Origin of the sequence: Flavobacterium sp. 28YEA47A (assembly GCF_041262125.1) — a bacterium.
Lineage (GTDB): Bacteria > Bacteroidota > Bacteroidia > Flavobacteriales > Flavobacteriaceae > Flavobacterium.
Map to the genome: position 1 here is coordinate 191590 of NZ_JBGCCI010000004.1, position 13086 is coordinate 204675.

The following is a 13086-nucleotide window of genomic DNA, read 5'->3' on the forward strand; positions in this document are numbered from 1 at the left end:
CATTACAAAATTAGTTATTTTATCTGTAATGTTTTGTTAATTGAAAATTAGTTTTAGCTATAAAGATATTGTCAATTTCTATCCTAGAAAAGTTAATTTAATTTGAAATTGACTTGTAATTTTTCTAATTCACGAAGTAATTCGCCACAAATATTCACTTTTAGTTTCCTGCTTGGCATGGAAAGGTAAGTAATCACTTTGGTTTCTTCTACAACAGCCGGAACGTTCAATTCCATCTCTTCAACATTTTCCATATCCGGAATGGCTTCGGCTTCATCAATATTGGATTCTATGGCAACAGGCACTTCTTTAGTGATCTTTTCCGTTTCCATTACTTCAAAAGTTACATTATTATCTCCTCGATTCGCCTGGAAAATATGGCTCAGTTTTGTAATCATTTCTGAGTGGAGTTCTCTGATATTCATTTGGATAATTAATTTTTTCGCAAATGTGGTCAGTACATCCTGAAGATATTGGATTCCTATAAATTGAATTCTCGGCTCACCTTTTTTCCCGGTTTCTGCATTAGCCCAACCTTCGCGTACCAGAATTTTCATATAGGTAAAATTATTCTGGATCAGGAAATGGCGGAATTTTAGATATTCTTCTCCAAATATCCTGAATTCTGCCGATTCATCATAGCCTTCTAATGTAAATGAAGCCCAGCCTTTGCCGTTTTTGGCAACCCTGTGCTGCACATCGGTTATGATGCCTCCAATTGTCAGGTTCTTGTTTACATGAGCTTCAAGATTCTTCAAGGCTTCCAATTTTGCATTACAGAAGTACTTCATCTCGAAACGGTAATCATCTAAAGGATGTCCGGAAATATAGATCCCTACAACTTCTTTTTCTTTTGCGAGCTTTTCCATCGTACTCCAATCTTCACATGGCGGAATAACCGGTTCCGGAATCTGCACATCGCTTGCTTCTCCAAAAAGGCTTACTTGTGAAGAATTTTCATTTTCCTGAAACTTTGAACCATAACGCACGGCCTTTTCCAGAAATGTAATTCCATCGCCTTCGTCATGAAAATATTGGGCGCGATGTGCTGCAAACGAATCAAATCCGCCAGCAAGCGCCAGGTTTTCAAATGCTTTTTTATTGGCAGCACGCAGATCAATTCGTTTTGCCAAATCAAAAATCGACTTGTATTTCCCTTCTTTTCTATTTTCTACAATGGTCTGTACGGCACCCATTCCTACTCCTTTGATGGCACCCATTCCAAAACGGACGGCATAATTTTCGTTTACCGTAAATTTATAGAAGGATTCATTCACGTCAGGACCAAGAACCTGCAATCCCATACGCTTACATTCTTCCATGAAAAATGAAACCTGTTTGATATCGTTCATGTTGTTGGAAAGAACCGCCGCCATATATTCTGCCGGATAATGCGCTTTCAAATAAGCCGTTTGGTAAGCAATCCATGCATAGCAGGTCGAGTGCGACTTATTAAATGCATACTGTGCAAAAGCTTCCCAGTCCTTCCATATTTTTTCGAGCTTATCAGCCGCATGTCCATTGGCAACAGCCTGATCGATAAATTTGGATTTCATCTTATCCAGGACATCTTTCTGCTTCTTACCCATCGCCTTACGCAAAACGTCGGCATCACCTTTGGAAAAACTTGCCAGCTTTTGTGACAGAAGCATTACCTGTTCCTGATATACCGTAATTCCATAGGTATCTTTCAGGTATTCTTCACAGGCCTCAAGGTCATAGACGATTTCTTCTTCACCATTTTTTCTTCGGACGAAACTCGGGATATATTCCAACGGCCCTGGACGGTATAATGCGTTCATCGCAATCAAATCTCCAAAAACTGTCGGTTTCAGGTCTTTCATGTATTTCTGCATCCCTACCGATTCGTATTGGAAAATCCCTACCGTTTCACCTCTTTGGAAAAGCTCATACGTCTTGACATCATCAATAGGAAAGGCATCCGGATCTAATTGAATTCCTGTCCTATATTTTACCAGTTTTACGGTATCTTTAATAAGTGTCAGGGTCTTAAGACCCAAGAAGTCCATCTTTAGCAAGCCTGCGCTTTCTACTACCGAGTTATCGAATTGCGTTACATACAAATCCGAATCTTTTGCAGTAGAAACCGGAACGAAATTCGTGATATCATCTGGCGTGATGATTACTCCGCAGGCATGAATTCCTGTATTTCGGAGATTTCCTTCCAATAATTTTGCCTGCGTAATTGCTTCTCCACCTAAATCTCCTGCATTTGCAAGCGCAATCAACTCTTGTACTTTATCAAATTCTTCGGCACGGAGCGCTTTTTTCAGCTGCTCATTGTCGAAAGTAAAAATCTTAGCCAGATTCAGGTTCATCGGGATGAGCTTGGCTATCTTATCCGCTTCAAACAAAGGCAAATCCAGAACACGGGCGGTATCCCTGATTGAAGATTTAGCCGCCATGGTTCCATAAGTAATAATCTGCGCTACCTGATTAGAGCCATATTTATTAATAACATAATCCATTACGCGACCACGTCCTTCGTCATCAAAATCGATATCAATATCGGGCATGGATACACGGTCCGGATTTAAGAAACGCTCAAAAAGCAAATCATAAAGCATCGGGTCGATATTGGTAATCCCTAAACAGTACGCCACAACAGACCCTGCTGCCGATCCACGACCCGGGCCTACTGAAACATCCAGTTTTCTGGCTTCGGCAATGAAATCCTGTACGATTAGGAAATATCCCGGATAACCTGTTTTTTCAATCGTTTGCAATTCAAAATCCAAACGTTCCTGGATTTCAGGCGTGATGTCCGTATATCGTCTCTTGGCTCCTTCATAAGTAAGATGTTTCAGGTATAAGTTTTCACCTCTTTTACCTCCATCAACATCATCTTCCGAAACGATGAATTGCTCCGGAATGTCAAATTTTGGAAGTAAGACTTCGCGTGCCAAATCGTAGATTTCTATTTTTTCTACGATTTCCTGAATATTGTATATTGCCTCTGGAAGATCAGAAAAAAGCGCTTTCATCTCGTCTCCCGACTTAAAATAGTATTCTTTATTTGGCATTCCATATCGGTAGCCGCGACCACGACCAACCGGAGTGGATTGTTTTTCACCGTCGCGGACACAAAGAAGAATATCATGTGCATTCGCATCTTCTTTGTCGATATAGAAAATATTATTCGTTGCCACTAATTTCAGGTCGTGTTTTCTTGCCAAAGAAATCAGAGTGGTATTTACACGATTTTCATCTTCCTGATTGTGGCGCATTAATTCGATATAGCAATCTTCTCCAAATTCCTGTTTCCACCAAAGCAACGCTTCTTCCGCCTGATGCTCTCCAATATTCAGAATCTTGCTCGGTATTTCCCCATAAAGGTTTCCCGACAAGACGAGTATGTCTTCTTTGTATTGTTTTATGACTTCCTTATCAATCCTAGGCACATAGTAAAAACCTTTGGTATAAGCTATGGAAGACATTTTGGCCAAATTATGATAGCCGTTTTTATTTTTTGCAATCAGTACGACCTGATAACCGTTGTCTTTTCGGGTACGATCCAGATGGTCTTCACAGACAAAAAACTCACAGCCAACAATAGGTTTCATTAAAACCTCTGTCGGTTCTTCACCATTATCAATAAGTGATTGGTTTTTTGCTTTTGCCCCTTTATTATGGTTCAGCACATCACGCACAAAATGGAAAGCTCCCATTAAGTTCGCATGATCCGTCATTGCAACAGCAGGCATTTTCTGCTTTACGGCAGCCTTGACCAAATCACCGATGCTAATTGTGGATTGCAGTACCGAGAACTGCGTATGATTATGAAGATGTACGAAATCAACATCTGTTATAGAAACAGCGTTTTCTGCCGTTTGTTTTTGCTGGGCTTCATTGGCCGCTTTTTGCAAACGGGCGCGCACTTCATCAGAAGCCTGTTTCAGGTTGATATGTTTTAATCCGATGAGCTGAATCTCTTTCGGATTATTTTCATTGAATCGTGTAAAATAATCAGCCGGTACATCTAGCTGTTCTTTAGTAAAATCTTCTCTTCTGATTAGCTCTAAAAAACAACGTGTTGTCGCCTCAACGTCGGCAGTTGCGTTATGCGCTTCGGCAAATGGCTGGTTGAACAAAAACTGATGCAGTTCCGTCAATGTAGGCAGCTTGAATTTTCCTCCTCTACCGCCCGGCAATTTTAAAAGTTCGGCTGTATATTCTGTACAGGTATCCAAAACGGGCATTTCGGCCATTTTTGAATCAACTCCAAAGCGGAAAAACTCACAACCCATGATGTTGACATCAAAGCCTACGTTCTGTCCGACAATAAATTTCGATTTTGAAAGTGCAATATTAAACTTCTCCAGAACTTCAGAAAGTCCGATTCCTCTTTCTGCGGCTAATTCTGTAGAAATTCCGTGAATTCTTTCTGCATCGTAGGGAATATTAAAACCTTCCGGCTTAACAAGGTAGTCCTGGCTTTCAATCAGATTTCCCATTTCATCATGTAACTGCCAGGCAATCTGAATACAGCGAGGCCAGTTATTTGTATCTGTTATGGGTGCATCCCAACGCTTTGGCAATCCGGTTGTTTCTGTATCGAAAATTAAGTACATCGCTAATTTATAAGGTTTTATATTTTTGAAAAATCCAAAAAACGTAGATTACAAAAATAAGCTATTTTAGGCTTTGAACAATATCACTTATCTATGAATCTTTTTCCTAAAACTTTCCTTAAAACAAAAAATCCCGGCCGAGGCCAGGATTTATATTTGTAAATTATTTTTTTATGGTGCTCCTTGAATTGGCACTCTGTAGAAATGACCTTCTTGGTAATTAACCACTGCTGCGCCAACAGGATTTGGAATTGTAGATGGTGCGTTAAAATAGAAAGTTCCTGTTACAGTTCCATCAGGGCTTTGCTCAATTTTGATTTGGCCATCTCCCACGCCTGTTCCCGTAGCATAAGTAGAAGTAACACCATCTGCTTCAAAAGTATAGGCCGCTTTATTTGCACTGTTTACTCCTAAAGTGTATGTTCCTGGTACAGTAGACGATGTTGTAAGAGTCAACGTTTCAAATGGCGTGTTGCCATAAACGGTCATCACTCCTCCTGTAATAGTTGCATAAGAACTTGATGCCCTCCATCGAACATTATCTTTTTTGCCCTGAACAGACGGATTATTAAAGGTAACATCATTTTCACATGAAGTAAAAACAGCTACAAGCATTAAAAGCGATAAAATCTTTTTCATATTTATAATTGATAGATATGTATAATCATTTTTACATCGACAAAAATAGTTTTTTATAGCATATATGCTAATTAAAATTAAAAAAATAACATCAAAATCGTAAAACGTCAGGATTTCAAAATGTAAAAAATAACAAAATTTGCACACGGAATAATTTGTATTACAAACTTTTGTATATTTGCACCCTTAATTAACAGAGGTCGTGTACCTCACTTTAATCATTTAGATTATGTCTGTAAAAATTAGATTACAAAGACACGGTAAAAAAGGGAAACCTTTTTACTGGGTAGTAGCGGCAGATGCTCGCTCAAAAAGAGATGGTAAATTCCTAGAAAAAATCGGAACTTACAATCCAAACACTAACCCTGCAACTATCGACTTGAACCTTGATAGCGCTGTTAAATGGTTGCACAATGGTGCTCAACCAACTGACACTGCTAGAGCTATCCTTTCTTACAAAGGAGCTTTATTGAAGCACCACCTAGACGGAGGAATCCGTAAAGGAGCTTTAACTCAAGAGCAGGCTGATGAGAAACTAGCTAAATGGCTAGATGAAAAAGCTGGAAAAGTAAACGCGAAAAAAGACAACCTTTCTACTTCTAAAGCAGATGCAAAAGCTAAAGCTCTTGCTGCTGAGAAAAAAGTAAACGAGGATCGTATCGCTGCTGCTAAGCAAGCTGAACTTGAAGCTGCTAAAGCTGAAGAGGAAGCTGCTGTTGTTGAAGAAGAAGTTACTGAAGTTGAAGCATCAACTGAAGAAGCTCCTGCTGCAGAAGAAAACAACGAAGAAACTCAAGCTTAATTTTGATGCGATAATGCGTAAAGAAGAGTGTTTCTATTTAGGTAAAATCGCTAAAAAATTCAGTTTTAAAGGTGAAGTCCTTGTTTATTTGGACACTGACGAGCCTGAGTTATACGAAAATCTGGAATCAGTGTTTGTCGAGTGCGACAAACACTTGGTTCCTTTTTTTATTGAAAACAGTTCGCTTCATAAAAACGACCTGCTTCGGGTGCGTTTTGAAGATGTCGACACTGAATCCGATGCCGATGAGCTTATCGGAAACGCGATTTACCTTCCTTTAGAAATGTTGCCAAAACTGGAAGGCAACAAATTTTACTTCCACGAAGTGATTGGTTTTGAAATTGAAGACAAACGTTTAGGTGTTGTCGGAAAAATTCAATCCATTAACGATTCAACAGCCCAACCGCTATTTGAAGTCCTTGATGGCGATAAAGAAATTCTGATCCCGATGATTGACCATTTTTTGGTTTCAATTGACCGGGACAATAGAAAAGTAATTATGGACCTTCCGGAAGGACTGATTGAAATGTATCTCTAATCATTTCTATTTAATTTACAATTTTATATTCTTACAATGTCTTTTCAATTTAAGCAATTTTCAGTAGAACAAGATCGCTGTGCCATGAAAATAGGAACCGATGGCGTATTGTTAGGCGCCTGGGCTCCCATTGAACATAATCCATATAACGTTTTGGATATTGGAACAGGTACCGGAATCATTTCCCTGATGATTGCCCAAAGAAGCCATGCTAAACATATTGATGCTTTTGACATTGATGAAGATGCCTACGAACAGGCTGTAGACAATTTCGAAAATTCTTCCTGGAACGACCGATTGTTTTGCTTTCATGCCGCATTGGATGAATTCGTGGAGGAAACTGGTGACCAATACGACCTGATTGTTTCAAATCCTCCTTTTTACACAGAAGATTATTCTTCAGGAAATGAACAGCGTGATTTGGCACGATTTGCCGACGCCCTTCCCTTTGAAGATTTAGCAGAAGCTGGCGGTTTTTTACTTTCCCAGAATGGAATTTTTGCCGTTATCTTACCTTATAAGGAAGAAGAAAGATTTATTGCTTTGGTAAGGGATTTTGACTTATTCCCTGTAAAAATTACCCGTGTAAAAGGAACACCAACCTCAGAAATCAAAAGAAGCCTGTTGGCTTTTAGCAAGCATCATGTAGAAAATTTTCCAATTGACGAATTGGTTATTGAAATCTCTCGTCACAACTACACTCCGGAATATATCAATTTGACAAAGGATTTTTATCTGAAGATGTAATTCTTTTTATTTGCAAAAACTACCGCAAACAAAAAAGTCTATTACCCGAAAGCAATAGACACTAATTTTTCATGCCATGGGATTCTTTACTATGAATCTTGAGCGCAAAGAAGTTTTGTCAAAATTTCGCAGCTATCAGCATGCCCAACAACGACATTACCTGTTCCCGGACAAATGCATGCGATAATATCATTACCACCGCCTCTAATTATTCCGTTTCCTTTAATGGTTTTTTGCTCACCATTGCTTAGCTTGTGAACGCCTTCTAATTTCAAAATGTTTTCTAACATAACCTGTAGGTTTAAAATTATGATAATAGGGCCCAATCATTTAAAGACACTTAGGCAGTGTGTCTATTATCTTAAAATACTCATTCTCTGTATATTCAAAATGAAACTGTAAGATAAATTTACCAAAAAATAATTTACCAGAGATGGATTCTTTTAAATTTATCTAAGATTTTTTATCAAAAATGCAATGATCAGATGCTTTCTTAAAAATTACAACAATACTTTCTAACATTCGCTGATTGTTTTGTTGCAATTCTTTATGTAAGTTTGCAAACGTTTTCGGATAAAACAAAAAACAGTTAAAAACAGATAGCCCGACTATCGAAATCATAAAAAATAATGAAACCTGATCTTTTCCAAGCTCCAGATTATTACCTTTTAGATGAATTATTGTCTGACGAACACAAAATGGTACGCGACGCTGCCCGCGAATGGGTAAAACGTGAAGTATCTCCAATCATCGAAGAATATGCACAAAAAGCTGAATTCCCGAACCAAATTATTAATGGTCTGGCAGAAATTGGTGCTTTTGGCCCTTACATTCCAGAAGAATACGGAGGTGCTGGCCTAGACCAAATTTCGTATGGCTTGATTATGCAAGAAATCGAAAGAGGTGATTCCGGTGTTCGCTCAACCGCTTCAGTACAATCTTCATTGGTTATGTATCCTATCTGGAAATACGGAAATGAAGAGCAAAGAATGAAATATTTGCCAAAACTGGCTTCTGGTGAATTTATCGGATGTTTTGGTCTTACCGAGCCTGATTACGGTTCAAACCCTTCCGGAATGGTAACCAATTTTAAAGATAAAGGCGACCATTACTTATTAAACGGTGCTAAAATGTGGATTTCTAATGCTCCTTTTGCCGATATCGCAGTAGTTTGGGCAAAAGATGAGACTGGAAGAATACATGGCTTGATTGTTGAAAGAGGCATGGAAGGATTCACAACTCCTGAAACACATAACAAATGGTCACTTCGTGCTTCAGCTACAGGTGAATTGATTTTTGACAATGTAAAAGTTCCTAAAGAAAATTTATTACCAAACAAAAGCGGACTTGGAGCTCCACTAGGATGCTTGGATTCTGCACGTTATGGAATTGCTTGGGGTGCTATTGGTGCTGCAATGGATTGTTACGATACGGCTCTTCGTTATGCAAAAGAAAGAGTTCAATTTGATAAGCCGATTGCCGGTACTCAGTTACAGCAAAAAAAATTAGCTGAAATGATTACCGAAATCACCAAAGCACAATTATTGACATGGAGATTGGGTGTTTTGAGAAATGAAGGTAAGGCAACATCTGCTCAAATTTCGATGGCTAAGAGAAATAATGTGGATATGGCAATCAATATTGCGAGAGAAGCAAGACAAATCCTTGGTGGTATGGGTATTACAGGAGAATATTCAATTATGAGACACATGATGAATTTAGAATCTGTTATTACATACGAAGGAACACACGATATTCACTTATTAATTACTGGATTGGACATTACCGGAATTCCTGCATTTAAGTAATAAACAAATATTAAAGTATCTTAAAAAGCTTCTCTATAATGAGAAGCTTTTTTACATTTGTAAAAATCCCTCATCATGAAAATTGACACTATTAACGCCAGCATACAGCCACAAAAAGACATTTTATTAAATCACCCATTGTATAAAAAAATACAAAATCTGGAAGACTTGCGAAAGTTTCTGGAAAGTCATGTATACGCCGTATGGGATTTTATGTCACTTTTAAAAGCATTGCAGTCTAAATTGACTTCTACGACTACGCCATGGCTTCCGGTAGGAAATCCAGAAATCCGTTATCTGATTAATGAGATTGTTTTGGCTGAAGAAACAGACCTGACTCTTGATGGCAAAAGGCAAAGTCATTACGAAATGTATATTGATGCGATGAAAGATTGCGGGGCAGACATTTCGGAAATTCAGAGTTTTTTAGAAAATGTCATTACAACTCAGAATATCTTTGTATCGATTAAAAAAAGCGAGCTGCATCCAAAAATAAAAGATTTTCTTGACTTTACCTTCCGAGTTATTGACGAAGGCAAGCCGCACGAAATTGCAGCTGCTTTTACTTTTGGAAGAGAAGACCTTATCCCTTCTATGTTTACTGAAATATTGCGAAATTTCCAGGAAAACTTCCCAAATGCTGATTTGCGAAAACTAATTTATTATTTCGAAAGACATATCGAACTAGACGCAGACGAACACGGGCCAATGGCTATGCAAATGATTGAAGAATTGTGCAGCAACGATGAACTTCGTTGGCAAGAAGTAAAAGAAGTATCTGTACAGGCATTGGAAAGAAGAATTGGTCTTTGGGATGCTATTGAAGAACAGATTTCTATGAAAGCCGAAATGGCTTAATTCTCTTTTAGGAAACTGTATTTTAAATTCCATTCGTGTCAATTTGCAGTAAATTCTTATAACCCTTTAAAAGTCAAGATAGTCTTTAAAGATTATTTAGATTTATTTTAGATTATTTCAAAATTTTAACTTTTAAATTCTAAGATATTTATACCTTAGCGCGCTTGTTTTTTTGTGCAGACAGACAAGCATACAAAATATCACATAATTATTAATTTCCAATTTTCATATCTCCATGAAAAAAATTACACTTGTTTTGTGCCTTGGCCTTGCCGGTTTTTCCGCTTTGGCACAAAATACACCAAATGTCTTTGGAAGAAAAGTCCAAAACATCAACCCTAAAACAAGAATAATTCGATGTGTTTCTTCAGAATACGAATCATTTTTGCAAGAAAAAGAAACTAAAAGAGCAACAACTCAGGAATTTGAAGAGTGGCTAGCTCCAAAAACAGAAGCCATCAAGTCAAAACTAATGGCAAAGAGAGGCGTTGAGGGTACAAATGCCGTAATAACTATTCCTGTTGTAGTCCACGTTATACACAGCGGACAAAGCGTAGGCGTCGGGATGAATATTTCAAATGCTAGGGTTCTTTCTCAAATTAGCGTTTTAAACCAGGATTTCCGAAAAATGCTTGGAACACCTGGATACAATACCAATCCAGTTGGTGCCGATGTTGAAATCGAATTCTGTATGGCCAAAACTGACCCAAGTGGAAATGCCACAACAGGAATTGACAGGATTGACCTTGGAGTTTCGGAATGGGACGAAAACAGTATTGAAACCATATTAAAACCACAAACCATATGGGACTCTTCGAAATATTATAATATTTGGGTATGTCAATTTGGGCTTGATTTAGATGGTGTCTTAGGTTATGCTCAATTCCCAGGTAGTTCAGGCTTGCAGGGATTACAAGGGCCATATACAGCCAACACCGACGGTGTAATTATTGATTGGAGGGCTTTTGGCTCATCAGATTTTGCTGGAGCTGGAGGAAGTTATTATCCAGACATTAACAAAGGTAGAACTACCACACATGAAACAGGACATTTTTTAGGGCTAAGACATATCTGGGGTGATGGCGGAAGCCGTCAACTAGGACAAATAGTCTGTGGACCTACCGACTATTGTAACGATACACCACAGGCTGGTTGGGAAAATTATGATTGTGCAGATGCTTATGATTCATGTCCTTCATCGCCAGGAATCGATATGACAGAAAACTATATGGATTACAGTAATGACACCTGCATGAATATCTTTACCGTGGATCAAAAGGCAAGGATGATGGCTGTAATGCAAAATTCTCCAAGAAGAAGATCCTTAGGTACTTCAACCGCTTGTCAGCCACCATTAAGCAATCCATCGTTTGAATTATTACAAGGAATAAAACTATATCCAAACCCTGCTAGCGACGTATTAAACATTGCAGTATCAGACAGCTCTAAAACTCCTGATAGTTATACTATTTATAACAGTCTTGGACAAGTTATCAAACAAGCTGCAAATGTTAGCGAAGGAAACTTAAAAGTAGACACTTCTAATTATGCTACCGGAATCTACATGTTTCGATTTACTAAAGGTAATGAAACAAAGACTTTACAGTTTGTAAAAAACTAAACTGAGTCACCACATAAACAAAAAAGCCTTCTTTCGAAGGCTTTTTTTATTTTAGTATTCCGGAGCTAATTCTATTTCCAATCCATCCAGTTCTTCAGTGATATGAATCTGACAGCCAAGACGACTGTTAGACTTGACAAAGAACGCCTCTGAGAGCATCGCTTCTTCATCATCTCCCATTTCAGGAAGGGCAACATCATTAAGAACATAACACTGGCAGGAAGCACACATAGCCATGCCTCCGCAAACACCAATAGTTCCTTCCGGCGCCAATTCGTAGGCCCGAACCAGTTCCATAATATTCATATTCATATCCGTCGGAGCCTGAACTTCATGCAAAGCTCCTTCTCTATCGGTTATTTTTATAGTAACATCCATTTGTGTATGGTAATTCAGCCTGATTAATCTATCGATTTCACGACTGCTTTTTCAGCTTCTTTTCTTGTTCCGTCAAATCCGTCAACGCCTGAAACAGTAGTATATTTCAATACGTATTTTTTACCCGGATTTAATTTATTGTATACGCTCTGGCACATCAATGTAGCTTCGTGGAAACCGCAAAGAATCAACTTTAATTTGCCAGGATAGGTATTGACATCGCCAATAGCATAAATCCCTTCAATATTGGTCTGATAATCCAATGAGTTGTCTACTTTGATCGCATTTTTTTCAATCTCAAGTCCCCAGTTAGCTATCGCTCCTAATTTAGGCGATAATCCAAAAAGCGGAATAAAATAATCTGTCTTGATATTTCTATGGGCTCCGTTTTCATCGATATCGATTGATTCCAGATGTTCCGCTCCGTTTAATCCGGTAACTTCTGCCGGAGTTATCAAACGGATTTTGCCGGCATGTTTTAGTTCCTGTACTTTTTCTACAGAATCCAGTGCTCCGCGGAATTCATTTCTTCTATGGATAAGTGTAACTTCTGAAGCCACATTAGAAAGAAATATACTCCAATCCAAAGCAGAGTCACCTCCACCGGCAATTACTATTCTTTTGTCTCTGAACAATTCCGGATCTTTTACGAAATATTCAACTCCTTTATCTTCGTAGAATTCAATATCTTCAATCAGCGGTTTTCTTGGCTCAAAACTTCCCAAACCACCGGCAATTGCAACGGCTTTGCAATGATGCGCAGTTCCTTTATCAGTAGTTACTATAAAAGTTCCGTCTTCTTGCTTTTGAATAGTTTCTGCCTTTTCATTTAATGTAAATCCTGGCTGAAACTGTTTGATCTGTTCCATAAGGTTATCAACAAGGTCACCTGCCAATACAGATGGATAGCCTGGAATATCGAAAATAGGTTTTTTAGGGTAAAGTTCTGACAGCTGTCCGCCCGGCTGAGGCAAGGCATCAATGATATGGCATTTTAGTTTTAGCAGTCCTGCTTCAAAAACGGTAAACAGACCTGTTGGTCCGGCACCGATTATTAGTATATCTGTTTCAATCATTTTAAAAAAATTCTGAGGGTTCTAAGT

Annotated in this window: 11 protein-coding genes; 6 read left to right on the plus strand and 5 right to left on the minus strand. The window is 38.4% G+C overall.

Annotated features, from left to right (window positions below):
* Positions 1–92 precede the first annotated feature (92 nt).
* Both dnaE and ABH942_RS07225 read right to left on the minus strand, forming a co-directional pair.
* On the minus strand, positions 93–4592 hold the full coding sequence (gene dnaE / locus ABH942_RS07220) for a DNA polymerase III subunit alpha (RefSeq protein WP_370030589.1): 4500 nt from the start codon (positions 4590–4592) through the stop codon (positions 93–95).
* A gap of 171 nt (positions 4593–4763) precedes the next feature.
* Positions 4764–5231 carry a DUF6252 family protein gene (locus tag ABH942_RS07225; protein WP_370030590.1) on the minus strand — a complete coding sequence of 156 codons (468 nt, stop codon included), beginning with the start codon at positions 5229–5231 and terminating at the stop codon, positions 4764–4766.
* A gap of 229 nt (positions 5232–5460) precedes the next feature.
* On the opposite strand from ABH942_RS07225, the gene ABH942_RS07230 reads away from it, so the two are divergent.
* The 3 genes from ABH942_RS07230 (at position 5461) to ABH942_RS07240 (ending at position 7318) form a co-directional block, all read left to right on the plus strand.
* Positions 5461–6033, plus strand: coding sequence for a 30S ribosomal protein S16 (locus ABH942_RS07230; RefSeq protein WP_140000817.1), 573 nt, complete (start codon positions 5461–5463; stop codon positions 6031–6033).
* 13 nt (positions 6034–6046) lie between these two features.
* Positions 6047–6571: a ribosome maturation factor RimM gene (gene rimM / locus ABH942_RS07235; RefSeq protein ID WP_370030592.1), complete on the plus strand. Its 525-nt coding sequence runs from the start codon at positions 6047–6049 to the stop codon at positions 6569–6571.
* A gap of 84 nt (positions 6572–6655) precedes the next feature.
* A complete protein-coding gene (locus tag ABH942_RS07240) occupies positions 6656–7318 on the plus strand; it encodes a tRNA1(Val) (adenine(37)-N6)-methyltransferase (protein ID WP_370030594.1) in 663 nt (220 codons plus the stop codon).
* 89 nt (positions 7319–7407) lie between these two features.
* On the opposite strand, the gene ABH942_RS07245 is transcribed toward ABH942_RS07240, so the two are convergent.
* Complete coding sequence (locus ABH942_RS07245) at positions 7408–7608, minus strand: hypothetical protein (RefSeq protein WP_370030595.1); 201 nt, start codon at positions 7606–7608, stop codon at positions 7408–7410.
* Between the two features lie 339 nt (positions 7609–7947).
* On the opposite strand from ABH942_RS07245, the gene ABH942_RS07250 reads away from it, so the two are divergent.
* From ABH942_RS07250 to ABH942_RS07260, 3 genes are all read left to right on the plus strand, one after another.
* Positions 7948–9126: an acyl-CoA dehydrogenase family protein gene (locus ABH942_RS07250; protein WP_370030596.1), complete on the plus strand. Its 1179-nt coding sequence runs from the start codon at positions 7948–7950 to the stop codon at positions 9124–9126.
* A 75-nt stretch (positions 9127–9201) separates the two neighbouring features.
* Entirely contained in the window at positions 9202–9984 is a 783-nt protein-coding gene (locus tag ABH942_RS07255) for a DUF3050 domain-containing protein (RefSeq protein WP_370030597.1), read from the plus strand.
* Positions 9985–10219: 235 nt separating this feature from the next.
* Positions 10220–11605: a T9SS type A sorting domain-containing protein gene (locus ABH942_RS07260; protein ID WP_370030598.1), complete on the plus strand. Its 1386-nt coding sequence runs from the start codon at positions 10220–10222 to the stop codon at positions 11603–11605.
* 51 nt (positions 11606–11656) lie between these two features.
* Here ABH942_RS07260 and ABH942_RS07265 read toward each other — a convergent pair whose 3' ends face one another.
* Together ABH942_RS07265 and ABH942_RS07270 are read right to left on the minus strand one after the other, a co-directional pair.
* On the minus strand, positions 11657–11983 hold the full coding sequence (locus ABH942_RS07265) for a ferredoxin (protein WP_370030599.1): 327 nt from the start codon (positions 11981–11983) through the stop codon (positions 11657–11659).
* Between the two features lie 23 nt (positions 11984–12006).
* The gene (locus tag ABH942_RS07270; protein WP_370030601.1) at positions 12007–13059 is read right to left on the minus strand and encodes an NAD(P)/FAD-dependent oxidoreductase; all 1053 of its coding nucleotides are present in this window, start codon (positions 13057–13059) and stop codon (positions 12007–12009) included.
* Between the last annotated feature and the right edge of the window lie 27 nt (positions 13060–13086).